Raw genomic sequence first — 25474 nt, 5'->3', positions numbered from 1 at the left:
AAGGCGCCCGCACCGAAGCGACGCACCGACAAGGCGCACGGCTTTGTCCTCGGTGTGGAGAAAGTTGGAGCTGATTCCTGCGCAACTTCTTCCCACTCCCGGCAACCGCTGCTACGTTCCCCTCGAAAGCCCGACGGATGAGCCGATGTGGCGGGGAGGGGCGCGTGAGACGTATGACGGCACGACCCGCGAATGCGCATCAGGCGCGACTGCTCCGGCTGTTGCGCGACGACGGGCCCAACTCACGGGCGCAGCTGGGGGATCAGATTGATCTCTCCCGCTCCAAGCTCGCCGTCGAGGTGGACCGGCTGCTGGAGACCGGACTTGTCGTGGCCGACGGACTCGCCGCCTCCCGCGGCGGGCGTCGCTCGCACAACATCCGGCTCGCTCCCGCACTGCGCTTCCTCGGCGTCGACATCGGCGCCACATCGATCGACGTGGCGGTCACCAACGCGGAGCTGGAGGTCCTGGGCCACCTCAACCACCCCATGGACGTACGCGAAGGACCTGTCGCGATCTTCGAACAGGTGCTGTCCATGGCGGCCAAGCTCCGGGCCTCCGGGCTCGCGGAAGGCTTCGACGGCGCCGGCATCGGCGTACCCGGACCGGTCCGCTTCCCAGAAGGTGTACCGGTCGCACCCCCGATCATGCCCGGCTGGGACGGCTTCCCGGTCCGCGAGGCGCTCAGCCAGGAACTGGGCTGCCCCGTCATGGTCGACAACGACGTGAACCTGATGGCGATGGGGGAGCAGCACGCGGGCGTCGCACGCTCCGTGGGCGACTTCCTCTGCGTCAAGATCGGTACCGGCATCGGCTGCGGCATCGTCGTCGGCGGAGACGTCTACCGCGGTACGACGGGCAGCGCGGGCGACATCGGGCACATCCAGGTCGAACCCGACGGGCGCGCCTGCGCCTGCGGCAACCGGGGCTGTCTGGAGGCCCACTTCAGCGGCGCGGCGCTGGCCCGCGATGCCGAGGACGCGGCGCGCACGGGACAGTCGCAGGAGCTCGCGGCCCGACTGGAGGCGGCCGGCCGGCTCACCGCCGCCGACGTGGCCGCCTCGGCGGCCGCCGGTGACGCGACCTCGCTCGACCTGATCCGCGAGGGCGGCAACCGGGTCGGCCAGGTCATCGCCGGACTCGTCAGCTTCTTCAACCCGGGACTGGTGGTGATCGGGGGCGGCGTGACCGGCCTCGGCCACACACTCCTCGCCAGCGTCCGGACCCAGGTCTACCGGCAGTCCCTGCCGCTGGCCACCGGAAATCTTCCCATCGTGCTGGGCGAGTTGGGACCGACCGCCGGAGTCATCGGCGCCGCCCGGCTCATCAGCGACCACCTGTTCTCACCGGCCTGATCCTCGGCCGGCGGTACGGCACCACCGATACATCGGCAACCGAGCACCACCCGCACCTGGTACAGCCCTGCCCGCTCACCGGCCCTTCCCCAAGCTCTCAGCTTCGCTGGAGCAGGGGGAGACCCCATTCGCCGAGGGGATTTGTCATGGCACCAGAACCACCCCTGCTCACCATGTCCGGCATCACCAAGTCGTTCCCGGGTGTGCGCGCTCTCGACGGCGTGGACCTGGAGGTCCAGGCCGGTGAGGTCCATTGTCTGCTCGGGCAGAACGGCGCCGGCAAGTCGACCCTCATCAAGGTGCTCGCCGGAGCCCACCAGCCCGACGACGGCGAGATCGCCTGGCGTGGCGAGCCCGTCGCGCTGAAGTCGCCGATCGCCGCCATGCGCCTCGGTATCGCCACCATCTACCAGGAACTCGACCTGGTCGAGGGCCTCTCGGTCGCCGAGAACATCTTCCTCGGCCATGAACCCACCACCGCCCGCTTCATCGTCCGCACCCGCGAAGGCCGGACGGCGGCGGCCGCACTGCTGAAGCGCCTCGGCCACCCCGAGATCGATCCCGCCCGCCCCGTCGGCGCGCTCTCCGCGGCCCAGCAGCAGATCGTCTCCATGGCACGGGCGCTCTCCCACGACGTACGGCTCATCGTGATGGACGAGCCCTCCGCCGCCCTCGACCCCGACGAGGTCGACAACCTCTTCCGTATCGTCGCCTCACTCACCGCCGACGGCGTCGCCGTCGTCTACATCTCCCACCGGCTGGAGGAGATCCGGCGGATCGGCGACCGGGTGACCGTGCTGAAGGACGGGCGGGCCGTCGCGGTCGGTCTGCCCGCCAAGACCACCCCGACGCGGGACATCGTCGCCATGATGACCGGCCGCAACGTCGAGTACGTCTTCCCGCAGCGCCCCGGGGCGTCCGCGGAGGTCGCGGACGCCGTCCGGCAGGAGCCCGTACTCACCGTCGAAGGACTCGCCAGGGAAGGGGAGTTCGCACCGCTCGACCTCGAACTGCGGCCCGGCGAGATCGTCGGCCTCGCCGGCCTGGTCGGCTCCGGACGCTCCGAGATCCTGGAGACGATCTACGGAGCACGCAGGCCGAGCGCGGGCCGGGTCCGGGTCGGCGGGCGGCCGCTGCGCCCCGGCAGCGTCCGCGCCGCCGTCGCCGCGGGCATCGGGCTCGCCCCCGAGGAACGCAAGGCGCAGGCCCTGCTGATGCTCGAATCCGTCACCCGCAATGTCTCCGTTTCCTCCATGTCCCGCTTCTCCAGGGCAGGTTGGCTCGACCGGGGGGCCGAACGCCGGGCGGCCCGCACCGCCACCCGCGAACTGTCCCTGCGTCCCGACAACCCGGACACCCCCGTCCGTACTCTCTCCGGCGGCAACCAGCAGAAGGCCGTCCTGGCCCGCTGGCTGCTGCGCGGCTGCCGGGTGCTGCTGCTCGACGAACCGACCCGCGGTGTCGACGTCGGCGCCCGCGCCGAGCTCTACGCCGTGATCCGCCGGCTGGCCGACGAAGGCCTCGCCGTCCTGCTGGTCTCCAGCGAAGTGCCCGAAGTGCTGGGCCTCGCCGACCGGGTGCTGGTGCTCCGCGAGGGCTGCGTCGTGCATACGGCGGACGCCCGGGAGCTCGACGAGCACCGTGTACTCGACCTCGTGATGGATGGGAGCCCGACGTCATGACACAGCCCGTCTCCTCGGCGCAGCACGGTGGGCCGGACAAGGCGGCCGCGCCCGCCCCCGCCTCGGTGCCGCCCTCGAAGGGCGGCGGTCCGCGCGCTCTCCGGGTGCGCGCGGACGTCCGAAACCTGTCGCTGCTCGGCGTCCTCGCCGTACTGATCGCCGTCGGTGGGTTCACCGAGCCCGACGCCTTCCTGGACACCGGGAACCTGCAGCTGATCCTGACCCAGTCGTCCGTCATCGGTGTCGTCACCGTCGGCATGACGTTCGTCATCACCAGCGGCGGCATCGATCTGTCGGTCGGTGCCATGGTCGCGCTCGCCTCGGTCTGGGCGACCACCCTCGCCACCCAGGAGTACGGCTTCGCAGGCATCCTCTTCACCGCCGTGCTCGTCGGACTCGGCGCCGGACTCGTCAACGGACTGCTGATCGCCTACGGGAGGATGGTGCCGTTCATCGCGACGCTGGCCATGCTCGCCTCGGCCCGCGGTCTCGCCCTGCTGCTCACAGACGGCAAGACACAGATCGTCACCGTGCAGTCGGTCCTGGACCTGGGGCTGCCCGACTCGTACATCCTCGGCATTCCACCCCTGGTGATGGTCTTCGCCGCGGCGACCGTTATCGGCTGGCTGGTGCTGAACCGCACGACGTTCGGGCGCCGCACGGTCGCGGTCGGCGGCAACGCGGAAGCGGCCCGGCTCGCCGGGATCGACGTCACCAGGCAGCGGCTCTATCTGTACCTCCTCTCCGGGCTGTGCTGCGGCATCGCCGCCTTCATGCTGATCATCCTGTCCGGCTCGGGACAGAACACCAACGGCAACCTGTACGAGCTCGACGCCATCGCCGCCGCGATCATCGGCGGCACCCTGCTCAGTGGCGGACGCGGCACGATCGTCGGATCCGTCCTCGGCGTCCTCGTCTTCACCACCATCACCAATATCTTCGCTCTCAACAATCTGCAGAGCGATGTCCAGCAGATCGCCAAGGGCGCGATCATCGTCGCCGCCGTCCTGGTCCAGGGTCGAACCTCGGCCCACGGGGAGACCTGAGTCCCCGGGCTCTCCCACCCCTGTCCCACCTCACCAGATCCCGCCCCACCCACAGTTCCGCATGCCACCCACGCACCGGATGAAGGGTTCCACAGCCATGCCAGAAACCAGCCGCAGAGGACTGCTCTTCGGCACCGCAGCCGTCTCCGCGGGCGCCCTCCTCACCGCCTGCACCAGCAACGAGCCCAAGAAGTCGCAGACCGCGCAGAGCAACCAGCCGGCCGCCGACGACAAGCCCGGCAAGCCCGTCACCATCGGCTTCGCCGGACCGCAGGCCGACCACGGGTGGCTCAACGCCATCAACGAGAACGCCAAGTCGCAGGCGGAGAAGTACTCCGAGGTGACCCTGGAGATCACCGAGGGCTCCAACGACACAGCCGCCCAGATCGGCCAGGTCAAGACCCTCATCAACAAGAAGGTCGACGTCCTCGTCATCCTCCCGGCCGACGGCAAGGCACTCACCCAGGTCGGCCTGGAAGCGATGAAGGCGGGCATCCCCGTCATCAACCTGGACCGCATCTTCGCCTCACCTCAGGCCTACCGCTGCTGGGTCGGCGGCGACAACTACGGCATGGGCCTCAACGCCGGTACGTACATCGGCGAGAAGCTCAAGGACAAGCCGGACGCCAAGGTCGTCGAACTCGCGGGCATCGACAACCTGGAGCTCACCAAGCAGCGCAGCCAGGGCTTCGCCGACGCGCTCAAGAACTACCCCAACATCAAGCTGGTCGCCCGGCAGGCCGCCGAGTTCACCGTCGAGTCCGGCCAGGCGAAGATGGCCCAACTCCTGCAGGCACAGAAGAAGTTCGACGCCCTGTGGAACCACGACGACGACCAGGGTGTCGGCGCGATGCGGGCCATCCAGCAGGCCGGACGGGACGAATTCCTGATGGTCGGCGGCGCGGGCGCCAAGTCCGCCATGGACGCCATCAAGGCCGACAACAGTGTCCTGAAGGCCACCGTCCTGTACCCGCCGACGATGGCCGCGTCCGCCATCGACCTGGCGCGCGCACTCGGCCAGAGCAAGGGCATCGGCGGCCTCTCCGAACTGGAGATCCCGACCAGCCTCACGCTCTACTCCGCTGTCGTCACCAAGGACAACATCGACCAGTACCTGCCGACGGGCTTCAGCTGATCCGCAGTCCAGGAGGGTGCTGACCCTCCTGCCGCCCCCACCGAACGACCGACGAGGAGGAAGCCCGTATGGCCCGTAGGGAAGAGACGGAGCAGGAAGCCGAAGCGCCGCCGCCGACAGAGCCGGCGGCGACGCTCGGGGTCGGCATGGTCGGATACGCGTTCATGGGTGCCGCTCACTCCCAGGGGTGGCGCACCGCGGGACACGTCTTCGACCTGCCGATGAGGCCGGCTCTCGCCGCGATCTGCGGACGCGACCGTACGGCGGTCACCGCCGCAGCCGAACGGCACGGCTGGGCGGCGGCGGAGACCGACTGGCGCGCCCTGATCGCCCGGGACGACGTCCAGCTCGTCGACATCTGCACACCGGGCGACAGCCATGCGGAGATCGCCATCGCCGCCCTGGAGGCCGGCAAACACGTGTTGTGCGAGAAGCCGCTCGCCAACACGGTCGCCGAGGCGGAGGCCATGACCGAAGCCGCGGAACGGGCCAGGGCCCGCGGCCAGGTGGCGATGGTCGGCTTCAACTACCGCAAGGTGCCGGCGATCGCCTACGCACGGAAGCTGATCGCCGACGGCAGGCTCGGCGCCCTGCGGCACGTCCGGGCCACCTACCTCCAGGACTGGCTGGTCGACCCCGAGTCACCCCTCACCTGGCGGCTCGAGCGCGAACATGCCGGATCCGGTGCGCTCGGCGACCTGGGGGCGCACATCATCGACCTCGCCCAGTACCTGGCGGGGGAGCTGCTGGTGGGGGTGTCGGCGGTGTCCGAGACGTTCGTACGGGAGCGCCCCCTGCTCTCCGGTGCGTCGGCGGGACTCTCGGGCGTCGCGAGCAGCGAGGCCCGGGGTGCGGTCACCGTCGACGACGCGGCCGTGTTCACCGGCAGGCTCGCCTCCGGAGCGCTGGCGTCGTTCGAGGCGACCCGGATGGCGGCGGGCCGCAAGAACGCGCTGCGACTGGAGCTCAACGGGGAGCGCGGCTCGCTCGCCTTCGATCTGGAGCGGCTCAACGAACTGTCCTTCCACGATCACACCGAACCGGCCGTCACGGCCGGGTTCCGCCGCATCCTCGTCACCGAGCCCGAACATCCCTACCTGGAGGCGTGGTGGCCGCCGGGCCACGCCCTCGGCTACGAGCACACCTTCATCCACCAGGCCCGCGACCTCGTCCGGACGATCGCGGAAGGGACGGACCCGGTGCCGTCGTTCGCCGACGGGCTCCAGGTGCAGCGGGTGCTCGCGGCCGTGGAGGAGAGCGCCGAGAAGAACTCCGTCCACACCCCCGTACAGCTCTAGGAGGTCCCGCGCATGCCCCGTCCCTTCACTCTCTTCACCGGCCAGTGGGCCGACCTGCCGCTGGAGGAGGTCTGCCGGCTCGCCCGTGACTTCGGTTACGACGGGCTCGAACTCGCCTGCTGGGGCGACCACTTCGAGGTCGACAAGGCCCTCGATGACCCCGGCTACCTGGCCGGGCGGCACCAGCTGCTCGACAAGTACGGGCTGAAGTGCTGGGCGATCTCCAACCACCTCGTCGGTCAGGCCGTCTGCGACAACCCGATCGACGAGAGGCACCAGGGCATTCTGCCCGGCAGGATCTGGGGCGACGGCGAGCCCGAGGGGGTACGGCAGCGGGCCGCCGAGGAGATCAAGAACACCGCGCGTGCCGCCGCGGCCTTCGGAGTCGACACCGTCATAGGCTTCACCGGCTCGTCGATCTGGCACCTGGTGGCGATGTTCCCACCGGTGCCGCCGCGGATGATCGAGCGGGGGTACGAGGACTTCGCCGAACGGTGGAACCCGATCCTCGACGTGTTCGACGCGGAGGGCGTGCGGTTCGCACACGAGGTGCACCCCAGCGAGATCGCGTACGACTACTGGACCACGCACCGCGCCCTGGAGGCAGTCGGCCACCGGGCCGCGTTCGGGCTGAACTTCGACCCGAGCCACTTCGTCTGGCAGGACCTCGATCCGGTCGGCTTCCTCTACGACTTCCGGGACCGGATCTACCACGTGGACTGCAAGGAGGCGCGCAAACGCCTCGACGGACGCAACGGCAGGCTCGGCTCGCACCTCCCGTGGGGTGATCCGCGGCGCGGCTGGGACTTCGTCTCCGGCGGGCACGGTGACGTGCCGTGGGAGGACGTGTTCCGCATGCTCCGGTCGATCGGCTACGAAGGGCCGATCTCGGTGGAGTGGGAGGACGCCGGAATGGACCGGCTGGTGGGTGCGCCGGAAGCGCTTGCCACGATGAAGCGGTACGACTTCGACCCACCGGCGGCGTCGTTCGACGCGGCGTTCGGGGGCGGCGACTGACGGTTCCCGGGGGCTCCGCCCCCGCATCTCCGCTCCTCGATCGCCGGAGGGCGGGCTTCCCGGACTCGGCTCCGGCGGCCCGCCCAGGCCGCAGAACCCAAGCCTGCCTGGCGTTTGAGGGCACCTTGTTCAGCCCGTCCGGCGATTGAGGACCGCAGGGTCCGGGGCGGAGCCCCGGTTCGGGCAGGGGAAAGGCCCGACGGCAGCAAGCGCGCCGTCGGGGCGCTCCCGGCTGCCCTCATCCCTCTTTGTCCTGCAGCAGGAAAAAGTTCAACGCAACTGCTGTGCAAGGGCTTTCCGACCCGGACGAACAGGTCTACCGTCCCTGTGGTGTACACGAAATGACTCGCGTCGCCGGAGCCCCATCGGGCTCCGGGTGACCTGCGCGGCAGTCCCCGCGCGGAACGGCCCGGCTCCACCCGCCCGTACAACCGGCACTCTCCGGAGGACACTCGTGCACAGAAGCAGAACCAGAATCCGGCCCCGACTCCGTAAGTCCCTCGCCCTGCTCACCGGCGGTCTGCTCACCGCAGCCACCCTCGCCCTGGGCGCCCCCGGCGCCTCCGCGTCGGGCCCGGTCTCGCCGGCGGCCACCGACGCCGCGGCGGCCGCGGGCGAGGACTTCCAGCAGGTCACCCTCGCCAAGGGGGCCGCCGAAACCGGCGAACCCATGTCACTGGCCGTACTCCCGGACCGCAGCGTCCTGCACACCTCGCGCAGCGGCGAGCTGCGGATCACCGACAGCGCCGGCGACACCAAGATCTCCGGCGTACTCCCGGTCTACTCGCACGACGAGGAAGGCCTGCAGGGCGTCGGCATCGACCCGGACTTCGACAAGAACCGGGCGATCTACCTCTACTACGCGCCGCCGCTGGACACCCCGTCCGGCGACGCCCCGGAGACCGGCACCGCCGCCGACTTCGCCAAGTTCGACGGCGTCAACCGGCTCTCCCGCTTCGTCCTCAAGGAGGACGGCACCCTCGACCTGAGCAGCGAGAAGAAGGTCCTCGACGTCAAGACGTCGCGCGGCATCTGCTGCCACGTCGGCGGCGACATCGACTTCGACGCACAGGGCAACCTGTACCTGTCGACCGGTGACGACTCCAACCCCTTCGCGTCCGACGGCTACGCACCGATCGACGAACGCCCAGACCGCAACCCGGCGTTCGATGCCCGGCGCACCTCGGGCAACACCAACGACCTGCGTGGCAAGATCCTCCGGATCAAGGTCGCCGACGACGGCTCGTACACCGTCCCCGACGGCAACCTCTTCGCCCCGGGCACGGACAAGACCCGGCCCGAGATCTACGCGATGGGGTTCCGCAACCCGTTCCGCTTCAGCGTCGACAAGGCCACCGGCATCGCATACGTCGGTGACTACGGTCCCGACGCCGGCGCGGCCGACCCGAAGCGCGGACCCGGTGGACAGGTCGAGTTCGCCCGCGTGACGAAGGCGGGCAACTTCGGCTGGCCGTTCTGCACCGGGAAGAACGACCCCTTCGTCGAGTACGACTTCGCGACGAAGACGTCCGGTGCGGCCTTCGACTGCGCCGCCCCGAAGAACACCTCGCCGCACAACACCGGCCTGGTCGACCTGCCCCCGGCGCAGCCCGCCTGGATCCCGTACGACGGCGGTTCCGTGCCCGAGTTCGGTACCGGCTCCGAGTCGCCGATGGGCGGCCCCGTCTACCACTACGACGCCGACCTCGACTCGCCCGTGAAGTTCCCCGAGGCGTACGACGGGGACTTCTTCGCCGGTGAGTTCGGCCGGCAGTGGATCAAGCGCATCGAGCAGGACGGCGACGGCAACGTCCAGTCCATCAACGACATCCCGTGGTCCGGGACCCAGGTGATGGACATGGCCTTCGGCCCGGACGGCGCGCTGTACGTCCTGGACTACGGCGTCTCCTGGTTCGGCGGCGACGAGCACTCCGCGCTCTACCGCATCGAGAACGCCACGGGTGGCCACTCGCCGGTCGCCGAAGCCTCCTCCAACAAGACGTCCGGCACCGCACCGCTGAAGGTGCAGTTCTCCTCCGCGGGCACCGCGGACTCCGACAACGACGCGCTCACCTACGCCTGGGACTTCGGCGACGGCGGTACGTCGACCGCCGCGAATCCCACGTACACGTACAAGAAGAACGGCACCTACACCGCGACCGTCACCGCCAAGGACCCGACCGGCCGCACCGGTTCGGCGAGCGTCCATGTGACCGTCGGCAACACCGCACCCAAGGTGAACCTGGAACTCCCCGGTGACGGGCAGCTGTTCAGCTTCGGCGACGACATCCCGTTCAAGGTGACCGTCACCGACCCCGAGGACGGCGCGATCGACTGCTCCAAGGTCCAGGTCAGCTTCGTACTCGGCCATGACAGCCACGGCCACCCGATCACCACGGCGCACGGCTGCTCCGGCACCATCAAGACCGAGATGGACGGCGGCCACGACCCGAACGCCAACATCTTCGGAGTGATCGACGCCTCGTACACCGACGGCGGAGGCGGCGGCCAGGCCGCGCTCAGCGGCCACGACCAGTCGCAGCTCCAGCCCCGCCACCGGCAGGCCGAGCACTTCACCGAGTCGTCCGGCATCCAGACGTACGACAAGGCGAACGCGGAGGGCGGCAAGACGGTCGGCGACATCAACAACGACGACTGGATCGCCTTCAAGCCGTACATCCTCGGAGACTCCACCAAGCTCACCGCCCGGATCTCGTCCGGCGGCGCGGGCGGCTTCCTCGAAGTACGGTCCGGCTCCGCCACCGGCAAGATCCTCGGCTCCGCACCGGTTCCGGTGACCGGTGGCTGGGAGAACTTCCAGGACATCGACGTACCGCTGCGCGGCGTCCCGAAGCAGGCCACGGAACTCTTCCTGGTCTTCAAGGGCGGCGAGGGTGCGCTGTACGACATCGACGACTTCGAACTCTCCAACAGCGCCCCCGACCGGACCGCCAAGCGGGTCCTGGTCTTCTCGAAGACGGCCGGCTTCCGCCACGACGCCATTCCCGAGGGTGTCGCCGCACTGAAGGAACTCGGCGCGAGCAGCAACATCACCGTCGACGCCACCGAGGAAGCAGGCCAGTTCACCACCAGCAACCTGGCCCGCTACGACGCCGTCGTGTTCCTCTCCACGACCGGTGACGTGCTCAACGCCGACCAGCAGAAGGCGTTCGAGAACTACATCGCCACCGGTGGTGGCTACATGGGCGTGCACGCCGCCGCGGACACCGAGTACGACTGGTCGTTCTACGGAGGACTGGTCGGAGCCTATTTCGCCGGGCACCCCGCGATCCAGCCCGTCACCGTCCGCGTCGAGGACCACAAGCACCCGGCCACCGCCCACCTGGACGACGCCTGGGACCGCACCGACGAGCTGTACAACTACCGCACCAACCCGCGTGACAAGGTGAAGGTCCTCGCCACCCTCGACGAGACGACCTACACCGGCGGCACCATGAAGGGCGATCACCCGATCACCTGGTGCCAGTCCTACGGAGGCGGCCGCTCCTTCTACACCGGCCTCGGCCACACCAAGGAGTCGTACGCCGAACCGGCCTTCCGCCAGCTCCTCCTCGGCGGCGTCCGCTACGCGGCCGGACAGGTGCAGGCCGACTGCAAGCCGGACACCGGCTACCGGTCGATCTTCAACGGCAAGACGCTCGAAGGGTGGAAGCAGGCCGGCCCCGGCAAGTTCGACGTCGTCGACGGTGAACTCCGCTCCGAGGGCGGCATGGGTCTCCTCACCTACCAGGCCAAGGAGCTCGGGTCGTACTCGCTGAAGCTCGACTGGAAGCTGGCGGGTGACGACAACTCCGGTGTCTTCGTCGGCTTCCCGGAGTCCGACGACCCCTGGTCCGCGGTGAACAACGGCTACGAGGTCCAGATCGACGCCACCGACGCGCCCGACCGCACCACGGGCTCCGTCTACACCTTCAAGGCGGCGAACATCAAGGCCCGCGACCAGGTCCTGCGGCCGCCCGGCCAGTGGAACAGCTACGAGATCAAGGTCCAGGGTGAACGGCTCCAGGTCTTCCTGAACGGGGTCAAGATCAACGACTTCACCAACACCGATCCCGTACGCAGCCTGAAGGACGGCTACATCGGCCTCCAGAACCACGGGGCCGACGACCAGGTGTCCTTCCGCAACATCCAGTTGAAGGAGCTGCCCGCCGCGTAGGGCGACAGCCGCAGTCCGACGGCGGGCGGGGCAAAGGCCCTACCCCGCCCGCCGTCACCACCTCTTCCCTGCCCGCCCCGATCCGATCAGCGCCGCTCTCTTCGCACTGCCCAGCCAGGACCCCCAGCCAGGGAGGCAGCCCGTGTCAGCACTTGCCGTTCGTACCGGAGTCTGGTTCATCGGAGCACGCGGCTCCGTCGCCACCACCGCCACAGCGGGCTGCGCAGCCGTCACGGCGGGGCTCCACCCGGCGGCGGGCATGGTCACTGAGACCGCGCCCTTCGCCGACAGCGGTCTGCCGGCGCTGAACTCCCTGGTCTTCGGCGGACACGACACCGTCGGCTGTCCGCTGCCCAAACGGGCCGAGGCACTGGCGGCCGGGGGAGTGCTGCCGCACGGACTGCCCTCGGCGGTACGGTCCGAACTCACCGCCGCCGACGCGGAGATACGCCCCGGCGGGCCGCTGCCCGGCGACACCCGGACGGACGAGGAACTCATCGCGGCGTTCACCGCCGACCTCACCGACTTCGGCCGCCGCAACGAACTCGCCCGCACCGTCGTGGTCAACGTCGCGTCGACGGAGCCGGTCCCGGCACCCGGAGAGCACCGGCTGCCCGCCAGCTCGCTCTACGCCGCCGCGGCGCTCCGGGCCGGCTGCCCCTACATCAACTTCACCCCCTCCACCGGGCTGCGCACCCCCGCGCTCCAGGACGCCGTCGCGGACTGCGGACTTCCTCACGCAGGCCGCGACGGCAAGACGGGCCAGACGCTGCTTCGCTCCGTGCTCGCCCCGATGTTCGTGCAACGCGCCCTGCCCGTAAGGGCCTGGTCCGGCACGAATCTGCTGGGCGGCGGGGACGGGGCGGCGCTGGCCGACCCGGGCGCCGCGGCGGCCAAGAACGCGGGCAAGGAACGCGTCCTCGCCGACACACTGGGCGTCACGCCCGAGGGCGAGGTCCACATCGACGACGTACCGGCCCTCGGTGACTGGAAGACGGCCTGGGACCACATCGCGTTCGACGGCTTCCTCGGGGCGCGCATGGTCCTTCAGACGACCTGGCAGGGCTGCGACTCGGCACTGGCCGCCCCGCTGGTACTGGACCTGGCGCGACTGCTGGCCCGCGCCCACGAAGCGGGTCTGACGGGCCCGCGGCCCGAACTCGGCTTCTACTTCAAGGACCCGGACGGCGGCCCCGCCGCACTCTCCGAGCAGTACCTGCAGCTCCTGGCCTTCGCCGAACGCCTGCGGGGGCAGAAGTGAAAGCCGCAGTACGGGCCTGGGCCGAACTGCTCAGGGTCTCGGCGCTGTTCACCGTCCCCGGGGACGCGCTCGCGGGGGCGGCGGCCCTCGGCCGTCGGCCCGGCCGAGGCACCGCGCTGGCGGTCGGTGCCTCACTGTGCCTGTACGAGGCGGGCATGGCCCTCAACGACTGGGCCGACCGCGACGAGGACGCCATCGACCGCCCGCACCGCCCCATCCCCTCGGGCCGGATCACCCCCGGCGCGGCCCTCGCGGCAGCAGGCGCCCTGACGGCTGCCGGCCTGACCCTGGCCGCCCGCGCGGGCCGCCCGGCCCTGACGGTGGCCACCGGCCTGGCGGCGACGGTCTGGGCCTACGACCTCCATCTGAAGCACACCCAGGCCGGTCCGGCAGCGATGGCGGGGGCACGCGCTCTGGACCTGCTGCTGGGCGCGACGGCGACGGCGGGGACGGGCGCGGAGTCCGCGGGTGTCAAGCGCCCGGTGGGTGCGACCGGCCCGTCGCCCGCCACCGCCGGCGCCGTCCTCCCCCCGCGCACCGCCCGCATCCTGAGCGGTGCGCGCGCACTGGGCGGTGACCGTGCAAGCGGCCCCGCCCACCCGGCGCGACCCGCTCGCAACACCCACCGCCACGTCCGTGCCGCCGTACCCGCCGCCGCCCTGCTCGGGGCGCACACCTACGCCGTCACCGCCGTCTCCCGCCACGAGGCGCAGGGCGGCTCCACCGCCGCGCCCCTCGGCGCACTCGCGGCGATCGTCGCGCTCGGCGCCACCGCGGTACGCGAGCAGCGCGGGTCCCGGGACCTGACCCCGGAGCCGGGAAAGGGCGGCGCTGGTGACCACCACCGGCCCCGACCCGGAGCAAGCGCGCCCCGCGTCCTCCTCACCGCACTCACCGCCGCCTACCTCCGTACCGCCGTCAAGCCCCTCCTCCACGCGGCCCTCAACCCGTCCCCGCCCCTCACCCAGCGCGCCGTCGGCGGCGGCATCCGGGCGATGATCCCGCTCCAGGCCGTGCTCGCCGCCCGTGCGGGAGCGGCCGGCACCGGGCTCGCCGTCATGGGGCTCGTCCCCCTTGCCCGCACACTCGCCCGGAAGGTGAGCCTCACATGACGATCCGTCTCGGCTACGGCACCAACGGGCTCACCGACCTCCGGCTGGACGACGCCCTGGGACTCCTCGCGGACCTCGGCTACGACGGCGTCGGCCTCACCCTCGACCACATGCACCTCGACCCCTTGGCACCCGATCTCGCCGCCCGCACCCGGCACGTGGCGGGCAGGCTCGGCCGGCTGGGGCTCGGCGTGACCGTCGAGACGGGGGCCCGCTACGTCCTCGACCCACGCCGCAAGCACGGGCCGTCCCTCCTCGACCCGGACCCGGAGGCCCGCGCCGCCCGCACCCGGCTGCTGCTGCGGGCCGTCGACGTCGCCGCAGACCTCGGCGCCCACGCCGTGCACTGCTTCAGCGGCATCACCCCACCCGAGACCTCACCGGACACGGCCTGGCAGCGGCTGACCGACGCCCTCGCCCCGGTGCTCGACGCCGCCGCCCGCACCGGCGTCCCGCTCGCCATCGAGCCCGAGCCCGGCCATCTCCTGGCCACCCTCTCGGACTTCCACCACCTCCGCGACCTGAGCGGCGACCCGGAACCTCTCGGGCTCACCCTCGACATCGGGCACTGCCAGTGCCTCGAACCGGCCGCACCCGTCGACTGCGTCCGTGCCGCCGCCCCCTGGCTGCGGCACGTCCAGATCGAGGACATGCGCCGGGGCGTCCATGAGCACCTCCCGTTCGGCGAAGGCGAGATCGACTTCCCGCCCGTGCTCGACGCCCTCGGCGACACCGGATACCGCGGCCTCACCGTCGTCGAACTGCCCCGTCACTCCCACGCCGGCCCCGAACTGGCCAGGAGCTCCATCGAGTTCCTGCGCGACCGCATCCCGTCGAAGTCCTCGAAGGGAGCAACACCGTGCCGATGACCCGCAAGCAACTCGACGCACAGCTCGGTGGCGCCGCACGCGCCTGGCTCGACGAGGCCCTCGCCGAGGCCGCGCACACCGCCTTCCACGAGGACACCGTGGACACCGCGCCCGCCAACCGCTACGCCGTCCCCCCTTGGGAGCTGCGGTTCGCCGCCGCCGGCCGGCATTGCGGACTCGAGTACGCCGACTCCGTACGCGCGCTGCTGCTCCTCGAAGCCCGCGCCGGCCTGCCCGCCGTGAACAGACTCTACGAACAGGGGACCGCCGCCGAACGGCGAGCCGTCCTCCTCACCCTGCACCGGCTGGACCTCGGTCCCACCGCCCTTCCACTCGTCGAGGACGCCCTGCGCACCAACGACACCCGGCTGGTCGCAGCCGCCGTCGGCCCGTACGCAGCCGATCATCTCGACGCGCACCAATGGCGGCACGCCATCCTCAAGTGCCTCTTCACCGGCGTCCCCGTGGACGCCGTCGACGGACTGGCCCGGCGCGCCCGCGGCGACGCGGAACTCGCCCGCATGCTCGGCGACTTCGCCGCCGAACGCACCGCGGCCGGCCGCACCGTCCCGCACGACCTGAGCCGCGTCCTCACCCTGACGGCCCCCGCACCCTTCCCCGAGCACTCGAACATTCCCGAGCAGGGGCGACCCCATCCCCCCACGGAGGAGTCCTGATGCGCATCTTCGACCCCCACATCCATATGACGTCCCGCACCACGGACGACTATCAGGCGATGTACGACGCCGGCGTCCGCGCCCTCGTCGAACCCTCCTTCTGGCTCGGCCAGCCCCGCACCTCACCCGCCAGCTTCTTCGACTACTTCGACGCCCTGCTCGGCTGGGAGCCGTTCCGAGCCGCCCAGTACGGCATCGCCCACCACTGCACGCTCGCGCTGAACCCCAAGGAGGCGAACGACCCCCGCTGCACTCCCGTCCTGGACGCGTTGCCCCGCTATCTCGTCAAGGACTCCGTCGTCGCCGTCGGAGAGATCGGCTACGACTCCATGACCCCGGCCGAGGACACCGCCCTCGCCGCCCAGCTCCAGCTGGCCGCCGACCACGGGCTGCCCGCCCTCGTCCACACCCCGCACCGCGACAAACTCGCCGGCCTGCACCGCACCATCGACGTCGTCCGCGAGTCCCACCTCCCCCCGGAGCGGGTCCTGCTCGATCACCTCAACGAGACGACCGTGAAGGACGCCGTCGACAGCGGCTGCTGGGCCGGCTTCTCCATATACCCAGACACCAAGATGGACGAGGACCGCATGATCGCGATCCTCAAGACCCACGGCACGGAGAAGATCCTGGTCAACTCGGCCGCCGACTGGGGCAGGAGCGACCCCCTCAAGACCCGCAAGGTCGGCGATGCCATGCTCGCCGCCGGGTTCCGCGACGACGACGTCGATCAGGTGCTCTGGCGCAATCCCGTCGCCTTCTACGGCCAGAGCGGCCGCCTCCAGCTCGACCTCACCACCCCCGATCAGCTGCACGAGGGGAACTCCATCCTTCGCGGCGGGGAGTGACCCGATGCGCTTCCGCCACCCCGACGGATCCACCGTCCACCTCGCGTACTGCACCAACGTCCATCCCGCCGAGTCCCTGGACGGGGTCCGCGCCCAGCTGCGCGACCACTGCGAACCGGTCCGCAAACGCCTCGGCCGCGACCGCCTCGGCATCGGCCTCTGGCTCGCCAAGGACGCCGCGCGCACCCTGATCAACGACCCCGCCCAACTGCGCTCGCTGCGTGCCGAACTCGACCGCCGCGGCCTCGAAGTCGTCACCCTGAACGGCTTCCCCTACGAAGGCTTCGGAGCCGAAGAGGTCAAGTACCGGGTGTACAAGCCGGACTGGACGGACCCGGAACGACTCGCCCACACCACCGATCTCGCCCGGCTCCTGGCCACACTGCTTCCCGACGACGTCACCGAAGGAACCATCTCCACCCTCCCGATCGCCTGGCGCACCCCGTACACAGGCGATCCGCAAGCCGCCCGCACGGCGCACACCGCCCTCACCACCCTCGCCGAACGTCTTGACGTCCTGGCCGAGCTGACCGGCAAGTCCATCCGGATCGGCCTCGAACCCGAACCGGGCTGCACGGTCGAGACCACCGCCGACGCGATCGCACCGCTCACCGCCGTCGGACACCGGCGCATCGGCATCTGCATCGACACCTGCCACCTCGCCACCTCCTTCGAGGACCCGGGCACCGCCCTCGACGCGCTCACCGCCGCCGGCATCCCGGTGGCCAAGACCCAGCTCTCCGCCGCACTCCACGCCGAGCACCCGCACCTGCCCGAGGTGCGTACCGCGCTCGCCGCTTTCGCCGAACCCCGCTTCCTCCACCAGACCCGCACCCGCACCACGCACGGACTGCGCGGCACCGACGACCTGGACGAGGCGGTCGCCGGCCAGGCACTGCCCGACGGCACCCCGTGGCGCGCCCACTTCCACGTACCGCTGCACGCACCTCCCGCCCCACCGCTCACCTCGACGCTCCCGGTGCTCAGGGCCGCGCTGACCCGCCTGGTCGGCGGAGCCCGGCCGCTGACCCGTCACCTGGAGGTGGAGACGTACACCTGGCAGGCGCTCCCCGCCGAGCTGCGCCCCCGCACCCGCCCCCAGCTCGCCGACGGCATCGCCGCCGAACTCACCCTCGCCCGCGACCTCCTGGTCGACCTCGGCCTCAAGGAGCTCCCATGACCACAGCCGAAACGGGTACGTCCTCCCCTCTATCCGCCGCTCCCACCCCGCTGCTCGTCCTCGACGTCGTCGGCCTCACCCCACGGCTCCTCGACCACATGCCGCACCTCAAGTCCCTGGGGCAGTCGGGCACCCACGCCCCCCTCGGCACCGTGCTGCCCGCCGTCACCTGCGCCGCCCAGTCGACCTTCCTCACCGGCACCACCCCCGCCGAGCACGGCATCGTCGCCAACGGCTGGTACTTCCGCGAGCTCGGCGACGTCCTCCTCTGGCGCCAGCACAACGGACTCGTCGCCGGCGACAAACTCTGGGACGCCGCCCGCCGCGTCCACCCCGGCTACACCGTCGCCAACATCTGCTGGTGGTACGCCATGGGCGCGGACACCGACATCACCGTCACCCCGCGCCCCGTCTACTACGCCGACGGCCGCAAGGAGCCCGACTGCTACACCCGGCCACCCGCCCTCCACGACGAACTCACCGAGAAGCTCGGCACCTTCCCCCTCTTCCACTTCTGGGGCCCCGGCGCCGACCTGGTGTCCTCGCAGTGGATCATCGACGCGACCCGGCACATCCTCGACACCCGCCACCCCGATCTGGCCCTGTGCTACCTCCCGCACCTCGACTACGACCTCCAGCGCTACGGCCCCGACGACCCTCGCGCGTTCAGGGCCGCCGCCGACCTCGACCGGGCCGTGGCCCCGCTCCTCGAGGACGCCCGCCGCGAGGGCCGCACCGTCGTCGCGCTCTCCGAGTACGGCATCACCCGCGTCGACCGGCCGGTCGACATCAACCGGGCGCTGCGCCGAGCCGGCCTGCTGGAGGTCCACACCCAGGACGGCATGGAGTACCTGGACCCGATGGCCTCCCGGGCCTTCGCCGTCGCCGACCACCAGCTCGCCCACGTCTACGTACGCCGCCCCGAGGATCTGGACGCCACCCGCGAAGCCCTGGCGGAGCTGCCCGGCATCGAGCAGCTCCTCGACGACGAGGGCAAGAAGGCACACGGCCTCGACCATCCGCGCTCCGGCGAACTCGTCGCCGTCGCCGACCCGGACGCCTGGTTCACGTACTACTACTGGCTCGACGACGCACGCGCTCCCGACTTCGCGCAGCTCGTCGAGATCCACCGCAAACCCGGCTACGACCCGGTCGAACTCTTCCTGGACCCCCAGGACCCGTACGTGCGCGTCAAGGCGGCCACCGCCGTGGCCCGCAAGAAGCTCGGCATGCGCTACCGCATGGCGGTCGTGCCCCTCGACCCGTCACCCATCCGCGGCAGCCACGGCCGCCTCCCCATGAGCGACGACGAAGGTCCGCTCATCCTCTGTTCCACCCCCCACGCGTTCACCGGACCCGTCCGGGCCACCGAAGTGAAGTCCCTGCTCCTGGCGCTTGCCGGCCTCGCGTGAGATCGGTCCGTGCACAGCGTTGCGAGCATCTTCGAGAAAGAGAGAGACCGTGACCGAGTACAACGACGAATCCGGAACGGACGGCGCCCTGCGCCGCAGCCTCGGCGTCAGTCGCCGCCGCTTTCTCAGCACCTGCACCGCCGCTGCGGCAACGGCGATCGCCGCGCCCGCCTTCGGCGCGTCGCCGGCCTTCGCCCAGCCCGCTCCCCACGACAGCCACGGCCACGGCAACGGCCAGGCCCTGGTCCCGGCGGCGAAGCGTGGAATCATCCTGTACACCGTGCGCGACGCCACGGGCCGGGATCCGCTCAGCACCGACCTTCCCTCGGGCTTCCGCGAGGTCTTCAGAGAGCTGGCCCGCTACGGTTACAAGCAGGTCGAGTTCGCCGGGTACGGCCAGCACGCCAACGCGCCCGGCGGAAGCAACCTCGAAACGGTGGAAGGCGCGAAGCTGCTGCGGTCGTGGCTGGACGACTACGGTCTGCGCGCCCAGGGCAACCACGGCTTCATCCCGTCGTCCTGGCCGCTGAGCCAGAGCGACCTGGACCAGTTCAAGCGGACCCTCGAAATAGCGAACATCCTCGGCATGGACCACATGGGCACCGGCGGCGACCCCACCGGCAGCGCCTACCGTGCCGACTGGGACGTGGCCGCCGACAAGTGGAACGCCCTGGGGCAGATCGCTCATCGCGCGGGCATCAAGCTGTACACCCACAACCACGACGCGGCCTACGGCTTCCTGCTCGACGGCGGTCCGCTGGACGCACAGGGGCGGCCCACCCGCAGCTCGGGCATCCGCAAGCTCGAGTACTTCCTCAAGGTCACCGACCCGAAGACCGTATGGCTGGAGATGGACATCTTCTGGGCGCACGTCGCCCAGTACAAGTTCCACACCTACACCGCCCACGACGGATCGCAGCGGGAGAACATCTTCGACCCCGCGGCACTGGTCCGCCGCAACAACAAGCGCTACCCGCTGTTCCACGCCAAGGACGGCGTCGTCAACACGACCAGTGGACAGGGCTACGACATGGTCCCCTTCGGTACCGGGGTCATCGACTACCGGACGTTCTTCAGCCGGGTCGGGGAGAAGAACTACCGCAACCCGATGGTCGAGCAGGACAACGCACCGAGCTCCACCGACCTCGCGCAGTCCCTGAAGCATGCGCGGATCGGCTACGACAACCTGGCGACGCTGCGCAAGTAGGACCGAGGCGGCGCCGGAGGGGCGGTCCGTGCCTCACCCCGGATCCCTGACACCGGGGAACAGCGCAGACGCCCGCCCGGCGACGTCAGGCACCGTACGCTCCCAGGCCGTCAAGTGGAGCGTACGGTGCCTGACCAGCACCCCGAACCGCACGACCGAACGCGGGCGTTGGCCGAGGATCTGCCGCTCGGGCCGGCCGACGGCAGTCGTCGCCCTGTGCGTCCGTGATCCCGCGGAAGCCCGCGCCCGCCGTGGTGGCCGGCGCGGACCGCGTCACATGAGGTTCCGCTGCCACATCAGGAGATCTCCCGGCTGATCGGACGCGGATTGGGTTCGATGCGCCTGGGGCTCGGCCGGCCTGGCGCTCGCAGGAACACCGCCAGTACGGCGGAGGCGAGTCCGATGCTGCCGGCCAGGGCGAAGGCGCCGCCGTAGCCCCAGGCACCGACCACGACCGCGCCGACGCCGGAGCCGACCAGGCCGGAGATCAGCTTCGAGCTGTAGACCATTCCGTAGTTCGAGGCGTTGTTGTTCTCTCCGAAGTAGTCCGCGGTCATCGCCGCGAACAGCGGGAAGATGGCGCCGCCTCCGAAGCCGGAGACCATCGAGCAGAACAGGAAGAACGGCATCGAGCCGATGTCGCCGGAGAAGAACACCCCGAACTGTGCGGATCCCAGGACCAGGCAGACGATGATCAGCGTGTTGCGGCGGCCGTACCGGTCGGAGATCCAGCCGATGACTCCCCGGCCGGTCCCGTTCACGATCGCCTTGAGTGACATGGCGGTGGCCACGATGCCGCCGGCGAATCCCATTTCCTTGCCGAACGGCACCTGCATGGCGATACCGAAGATGTTGATGCCCGCCGTGCACAGCAGGCAGAACCACATCATCCACAGCACCGGGGTCCGGGCCGCCTCACGCGGGGTGTACTGCTTGACCGCCGGCGGGTTCTTGGCCAGCGACCGCACGATCCGCGGGTCGTCCGAGACCTTCAGCGGGTCGACGTGATGGGGCCACCAGTTCTTCGGCGGGTCCTTGAAGAACCAGCCGGCGACCGCGACGACCGCACAGCAGATGACCCCGACCGAGACCAGCACACCCTGGTAGTTGGACAGATCCATGTACGAGGTGAAGAGGAACACGAACGGCACCGAGCCGTAGGCGAAACCGCCGTTGACCATGCCGGTCTTGCCGCCCTTGCGCTCCGGGTACCACTTGCCGACCATGTTCACGCAGGTCGCGTAGACGAGTCCGGCGCCGATACCGCTGAACATGCCGAAGCCGAAGTAGGCGACGATGACATGGGGTGCGTACGCCAGTGAGAGATAGCCGAGCAGGGTGCCCAGCGCCCCGAGGAGCATCGCGCTCTTGGCCGGCAGCCGCCCGCTCTCACGGAGCTGACCGGCCGGGAAGGCGACGGCCGCCTGGAAGAAGATCCAGACCCCCATCAGCCAGAAGATGTGGCCACTGGCCCACAAATGCGCGTCGTGCAAGGTCTCCTCGGCGGAAGTGAACGCGTACTCCGACGAGCTGATGCCCATCATGCCGATCCATGGGAAGAGCACCATGGTCCGGCGCGGTCTCCGCATGATGTCCCGGTCGGTCTCACCGAGCCGGTAGGTACGGCCGTTGCGGTCCGTCACCTCCCTGAAGGGGACGGCTGTGGAGATGTTGGTCGTTGTCATGATCGATCGAACCCCTCGCGTGGAAGAAGTCTGGCCAGCGCCCCCTGTCCTTTCCCACTTCGCGTCGCCCGGGGTCTGCGGCCGAGCGGTTCGCCGCAGACCCCTGGTTCGAGTTCTCGCCGTCAGATCATCGATCACCGCCCAGCAGCCCGGCAGCACGGGCCCATCGGTACTTGGCGCCCAGAACGGCCACCGGCTTCTCCGTCGTGTAGGGGTACGCGACGACGCCGTGCTCGAAGAGGTACTGGCACGCCTCCTCCACCTCGGTGTCGCCGGCCAGCGACGCCACCACGGGCTTCTCGATCCCGCGCTCGCGGAATTCCGCGACCACCCGCGCGGTCAGTTCGGCGAAGACCATCGGGGGAGTGACGATCGTGTGCCAGTAGCCGAGGACCAGCGCATGGATGCGAGGGTCCTCCATTCCGAGGCGGATCGTCGCCTCGTACGTGGACGGCGGCTCGCCGCCCGTGATGTCGATCGGGTTGCCGGCGGCGCCGAACGGCGGGATGAATGCCTTGAAGGCAGCGTCCAGATCCTGCGGAATCTCCATGAGGGAGAGCCCGTTGTCGACGATCGCGTCCGACAGGAGAACGCCGGAGCCGCCGGCCCCTGTGATGATCACGACGTTGTCGCCCTTGGGCGTCGGCAGGACGGGCAACGCCCGCGCGTACTCCAGCATGTCGTTCAGCCCCGGCGCCCTGATCACTCCCGCCTGGCGCAGGATGTCGTCGTACACGGCGTCGTCGCCCGCCAGCGCCCCGGTGTGCGAACCCGCTGCCTTCGCGCCGGCGGTGGTACGGCCGGCCTTCAGCACCACGACCGGCTTCTTCGGTACGGTCGCCCGCGCCGCCTCGACGAACGCGCGTCCGTCCTTGAGATCCTCCAGGTGCATCGCGATGCACTGGGTGTTCGGGTCCTCGCCGAACCAGGTCAGCAGGTCGTCCTCGTCGATGTCGGACTTGTTGCCGAGCCCGACGATCGCCGACACACCGGTCTTCGTCGAACGGGCGAAGCCGAGAATCGCCATGCCGATACCACCGGACTGCGAGGTCAGCGCCACCCCGCCCTTCACGTCGTACGGGGTGCAGAAGGTGGCACAGAGGTCCTGCCACGTCGAGTAGTAGCCGTAGATGTTCGGCCCGAGCAGCCGTACGCCGTACTGCTCGCCGATCGCCACGATCTCGTCCTGGAGCGCCTGTTCACCGGTCTCGGCGAACCCGGAAGGGATGAGGACCGCATTGGGTATCCCCTTGCGTCCCACCTCTTCCAGCGCCGCTGCCACGAACTTGGCGGGGATCGCGAAGACCGCCACATCCACCTCACCGGGGACGTCCGTGACGCTCTTGTACGCCTTGCGGCCCAGAATGTCATCGGCCTTGGGGTTCACCGGGTGGATCTCCCCCGAGAAGCCGCCGTCGATGAGGTTGCGCATCACCGAATTGCCGATCTTGCCCTGCTCGTTGGACGCGCCGATCACGGCGACGGAGCGCGGCTCCATGAGTCGGCGCATCGATGCGAGGATCTCCTCGCGCGGGTAGGTACGCCGGGGCTTGACCACCTCCGTCGCCAGCAGGATCCGGATGTCCGCCGCGACCGCACCGTCCGGAGCGGCGATGACCGGATTGAGGTCGACCTCCGCGATCTCCGGGAAGTCCGCGACCAGTTGGGAGACCCGCCGGATCTGCTCGGCCAGCGCCGACCGGTCCACGGGCGCCGCCCCCCGCACCCCGCGCAGGATCTCGGCCGCGCCGATCGAGTCGAGCATCGACAGCGCCTCGTCCGAACTCACCGGGGCCAGGCGGAAGGTGATGTCCTTGAGCACCTCCACCAGCACACCGCCGAGCCCGAAGGCCACGACCTTCCCGAACGTCGGGTCCGTGACCGCGCCGACGATGACCTCCTGGCCGGGCGGAACCAGCTGCTGCACCTGCACACCGTCGATCCGAGCGTCGGGCGCGTACGCCCGCACGTTCTCGATGATGCGATGGAACGCGTCACGCACCTGAGCGCTGCCTTCCACCCCGACGACGACGCCGCCGGCATCCGTCTTGTGCAGCACATCGGGGGAGACGATCTTCAGCACGACCGGTCCGCCGAGCTGGTTCGCGAAGGCCACCGCCTCGTCGACGTCCCGCGCCAGCTCCTCGCCCGGCACCGCGATCCCGTACGCATCGGCGACGATCTTGCCCTCGGGTGCGGTGAGCGCACTGCGTCCGGAGGCGCGGACGGATTCGAGCAGCGCCCGTACGGTCTCGCGGTCCTGTGATTCCACCATGTTCAGATGACTCCGTTCGTCTTCAGCAGCCGCAGTTCCTCGTCGCCGAGGCCCAGCTCGCCGACGTACACCTCTTCGTTGTGCTCGCCGAGCAACGGCGAAGTCACGACATCCACGGGGGAGTCGGACAGTTTCAGGGGGGAGCCGACGGTGGTGAACGTGCCGCGCTCCGGGTGCTCCACCTGGACGACCATCTCGTTGGCGACCAGGGACTCGTCCTCGATGATCTCCCGGGTGGAGAGGATCGGGCCGCACGGGATGTTGTGCGCGTTCAGCCTCTCCAGCACCTCCCACTTGGGGAGCGTCGCGGACCACTCCTCGATGAGCTGGAACATCTTGTCGAGCTTGGGCAGGCGGGCCTCGGGCGTCGCCCACTCGGGGTCGTCCACCAGCTCCGGGCGCCCGATGAGCGAGGCGAGCGGCTGCCAGCCGACCGGCTGCACGATGACGTACACGTAGTCGTTGGGCCCACCGGGCGCGCACTTCACCGCCCAACCGGGCTGCCCGCCGCCGCTCGCGTTGCCACTGCGCGGCACCTCGTCGCCGAAGTCCTCGTTCGGATACTCCGCCAACGGCCCGTGCTCCAGCCTCTGTTGGTCACGGAGTTTCACCCGGCACAGGTTGAGCACCGCATGCTGCATGGCGACATTGACGCGCTGACCGCGCCCGGTGTTCTCGCGCTGGAACAGCGCGGCCAGAATGCCCGCGACCGCGTGGATGCCGGTTCCGGAGTCGCCGATCTGCGCACCGGTCGCCAGCGGCGGGCCGTCCTCGAAGCCGGTGGTGGACATCGAACCGCCCATGGCCTGGGCGACGACCTCGTACGCCTTGAAGTTGGTGTACGGACCCTCACCGAATCCCTTGATGGAGGCGTACACGATCCGCGGATTGATCTCCTGGATCCGTTCCCAGGTGAACCCCATCCGGTCGACGGCGCCGGGCCCGAAGTTCTCCACCATCACGTCCGAGCGGCGGATGAGTTCGGTGAGGATCTCCTTGCCGCGCTCGCTCTTCGTGTTGAGGGTGATGCTCCGCTTGTTGCAGTTGAGCATCGTGAAGTAGAGAGAGTCGACATCGGGCAGATCGCGTAGCTGTTTGCGGGTGATGTCGCCGCTCGGCGCCTCGAGCTTCACCACATCGGCGCCGAGCCAGGCGAGCAGCTGGGTGGCGGAGGGACCGGACTGGACGTGTGTCATGTCGAGGACGCGGACGCCCTCAAGAGCTTTGGTCATGCCAAT

Annotated in this window: 18 protein-coding genes; 15 read left to right on the top strand and 3 right to left on the bottom strand. The window is 70.0% G+C overall.

Annotated features, from left to right (window positions below):
- Positions 1-173: 173 nt before the first annotated feature.
- From ACFYP5_RS23230 to ACFYP5_RS23160, 15 genes are all read left to right on the top strand, one after another.
- Positions 174-1355, top strand: coding sequence for an ROK family transcriptional regulator (locus ACFYP5_RS23230; RefSeq protein ID WP_389039115.1), 1182 nt, complete (start codon positions 174-176; stop codon positions 1353-1355).
- Positions 1356-1501: 146 nt separating this feature from the next.
- Positions 1502-3037 carry a sugar ABC transporter ATP-binding protein gene (locus ACFYP5_RS23225; RefSeq protein ID WP_389039113.1) on the top strand — a complete coding sequence of 512 codons (1536 nt, stop codon included), beginning with the start codon at positions 1502-1504 and terminating at the stop codon, positions 3035-3037.
- Positions 3034-4083, top strand: a complete 1050-nt coding sequence (locus tag ACFYP5_RS23220) for an ABC transporter permease (RefSeq protein ID WP_030916189.1) — start codon at positions 3034-3036, stop codon at positions 4081-4083. The genes ACFYP5_RS23225 and ACFYP5_RS23220 overlap by 4 nt, the downstream gene beginning before the upstream one ends.
- A gap of 97 nt (positions 4084-4180) precedes the next feature.
- Positions 4181-5218: a substrate-binding domain-containing protein gene (locus tag ACFYP5_RS23215; protein WP_389039111.1), complete on the top strand. Its 1038-nt coding sequence runs from the start codon at positions 4181-4183 to the stop codon at positions 5216-5218.
- A gap of 68 nt (positions 5219-5286) precedes the next feature.
- Entirely contained in the window at positions 5287-6516 is a 1230-nt protein-coding gene (locus ACFYP5_RS23210; protein ID WP_389039109.1) for a Gfo/Idh/MocA family protein, read from the top strand.
- A gap of 12 nt (positions 6517-6528) precedes the next feature.
- On the top strand, positions 6529-7533 hold the full coding sequence (locus tag ACFYP5_RS23205; RefSeq protein WP_389039106.1) for a sugar phosphate isomerase/epimerase family protein: 1005 nt from the start codon (positions 6529-6531) through the stop codon (positions 7531-7533).
- A 454-nt stretch (positions 7534-7987) separates the two neighbouring features.
- Positions 7988-11710, top strand: coding sequence for a ThuA domain-containing protein (locus ACFYP5_RS23200; RefSeq protein ID WP_389039104.1), 3723 nt, complete (start codon positions 7988-7990; stop codon positions 11708-11710).
- Positions 11711-11852: 142 nt separating this feature from the next.
- Positions 11853-12971: an inositol-3-phosphate synthase gene (locus ACFYP5_RS23195; RefSeq protein WP_389039101.1), complete on the top strand. Its 1119-nt coding sequence runs from the start codon at positions 11853-11855 to the stop codon at positions 12969-12971.
- Positions 12968-14083 (top strand): SCO3242 family prenyltransferase, encoded by a 1116-nt coding sequence (locus tag ACFYP5_RS23190; protein ID WP_389039099.1) that lies wholly within the window; start codon positions 12968-12970, stop codon positions 14081-14083. The genes ACFYP5_RS23195 and ACFYP5_RS23190 overlap by 4 nt, the downstream gene beginning before the upstream one ends.
- The gene (locus tag ACFYP5_RS23185) at positions 14080-14952 is read left to right on the top strand and encodes a sugar phosphate isomerase/epimerase family protein (RefSeq protein WP_389039096.1); all 873 of its coding nucleotides are present in this window, start codon (positions 14080-14082) and stop codon (positions 14950-14952) included. The genes ACFYP5_RS23190 and ACFYP5_RS23185 overlap by 4 nt, the downstream gene beginning before the upstream one ends.
- Complete coding sequence (locus tag ACFYP5_RS23180) at positions 14949-15629, top strand: EboA domain-containing protein (RefSeq protein ID WP_389039094.1); 681 nt, start codon at positions 14949-14951, stop codon at positions 15627-15629. The genes ACFYP5_RS23185 and ACFYP5_RS23180 overlap by 4 nt, the downstream gene beginning before the upstream one ends.
- Entirely contained in the window at positions 15629-16477 is an 849-nt protein-coding gene (locus tag ACFYP5_RS23175) for a TatD family hydrolase (RefSeq protein WP_389039091.1), read from the top strand. Before ACFYP5_RS23180 ends, ACFYP5_RS23175 begins: the two co-directional genes overlap by 1 nt.
- 4 nt (positions 16478-16481) lie before the next feature.
- Positions 16482-17657, top strand: coding sequence for a metabolite traffic protein EboE (gene eboE / locus ACFYP5_RS23170; RefSeq protein WP_389039089.1), 1176 nt, complete (start codon positions 16482-16484; stop codon positions 17655-17657).
- Entirely contained in the window at positions 17654-19069 is a 1416-nt protein-coding gene (locus ACFYP5_RS23165; RefSeq protein WP_389039087.1) for an alkaline phosphatase family protein, read from the top strand. Before eboE ends, ACFYP5_RS23165 begins: the two co-directional genes overlap by 4 nt.
- Positions 19070-19118: 49 nt before the next feature.
- Positions 19119-20276, top strand: coding sequence for a sugar phosphate isomerase/epimerase family protein (locus ACFYP5_RS23160; protein ID WP_389039085.1), 1158 nt, complete (start codon positions 19119-19121; stop codon positions 20274-20276).
- Between the two features lie 296 nt (positions 20277-20572).
- Here ACFYP5_RS23160 and ACFYP5_RS23155 read toward each other — a convergent pair whose 3' ends face one another.
- The 3 genes from ACFYP5_RS23155 to frc all read right to left on the bottom strand — a co-directional run bounded on the left by ACFYP5_RS23155 (position 20573) and on the right by frc (position 25468).
- Entirely contained in the window at positions 20573-21961 is a 1389-nt protein-coding gene (locus ACFYP5_RS23155) for an OFA family MFS transporter (protein WP_389039083.1), read from the bottom strand.
- A 127-nt stretch (positions 21962-22088) separates the two neighbouring features.
- Positions 22089-24236, bottom strand: a complete 2148-nt coding sequence (locus tag ACFYP5_RS23150) for an acetate--CoA ligase family protein (protein ID WP_389039080.1) — start codon at positions 24234-24236, stop codon at positions 22089-22091.
- 2 nt (positions 24237-24238) lie between these two features.
- Positions 24239-25468 (bottom strand): formyl-CoA transferase, encoded by a 1230-nt coding sequence (gene frc / locus ACFYP5_RS23145; RefSeq protein WP_389039077.1) that lies wholly within the window; start codon positions 25466-25468, stop codon positions 24239-24241.
- Positions 25469-25474 lie beyond the last annotated feature (6 nt).

Source organism: Streptomyces sp. NPDC005262, assembly GCF_042872425.1.
Taxonomy (GTDB): domain Bacteria; phylum Actinomycetota; class Actinomycetes; order Streptomycetales; family Streptomycetaceae; genus Streptomyces.
Note: the sequence above shows the minus strand (reverse complement) of the source record. Positions and strands in the feature narration are given on the sequence as shown.

Bases quoted from the DNA above. Each gene is read 5' to 3' on its own strand.
- ACFYP5_RS23230 (WP_389039115.1), top strand. From the start codon at position 174: ATGACGGCACGACCCGCGAATGCGCATCAGGCGCGACTGCTCCGGCTG.
- ACFYP5_RS23225 (WP_389039113.1), top strand. From the start codon at position 1,502: ATGGCACCAGAACCACCCCTGCTCACCATGTCCGGCATCACCAAGTCG.
- ACFYP5_RS23220 (WP_030916189.1), top strand. From the start codon at position 3,034: ATGACACAGCCCGTCTCCTCGGCGCAGCACGGTGGGCCGGACAAGGCG.
- ACFYP5_RS23215 (WP_389039111.1), top strand. From the start codon at position 4,181: ATGCCAGAAACCAGCCGCAGAGGACTGCTCTTCGGCACCGCAGCCGTC.
- ACFYP5_RS23210 (WP_389039109.1), top strand. From the start codon at position 5,287: ATGGCCCGTAGGGAAGAGACGGAGCAGGAAGCCGAAGCGCCGCCGCCG.
- ACFYP5_RS23205 (WP_389039106.1), top strand. From the start codon at position 6,529: ATGCCCCGTCCCTTCACTCTCTTCACCGGCCAGTGGGCCGACCTGCCG.
- ACFYP5_RS23185 (WP_389039096.1), top strand. From the start codon at position 14,080: ATGACGATCCGTCTCGGCTACGGCACCAACGGGCTCACCGACCTCCGG.
- ACFYP5_RS23180 (WP_389039094.1), top strand. From the start codon at position 14,949: ATGACCCGCAAGCAACTCGACGCACAGCTCGGTGGCGCCGCACGCGCC.
- ACFYP5_RS23175 (WP_389039091.1), top strand. From the start codon at position 15,629: ATGCGCATCTTCGACCCCCACATCCATATGACGTCCCGCACCACGGAC.
- eboE (WP_389039089.1), top strand. From the start codon at position 16,482: ATGCGCTTCCGCCACCCCGACGGATCCACCGTCCACCTCGCGTACTGC.
- ACFYP5_RS23165 (WP_389039087.1), top strand. From the start codon at position 17,654: ATGACCACAGCCGAAACGGGTACGTCCTCCCCTCTATCCGCCGCTCCC.
- ACFYP5_RS23155 (WP_389039083.1), bottom strand. From the start codon at position 21,961: ATGACAACGACCAACATCTCCACAGCCGTCCCCTTCAGGGAGGTGACG.
- ACFYP5_RS23150 (WP_389039080.1), bottom strand. From the start codon at position 24,236: ATGGTGGAATCACAGGACCGCGAGACCGTACGGGCGCTGCTCGAATCC.
- frc (WP_389039077.1), bottom strand. From the start codon at position 25,468: ATGACCAAAGCTCTTGAGGGCGTCCGCGTCCTCGACATGACACACGTC.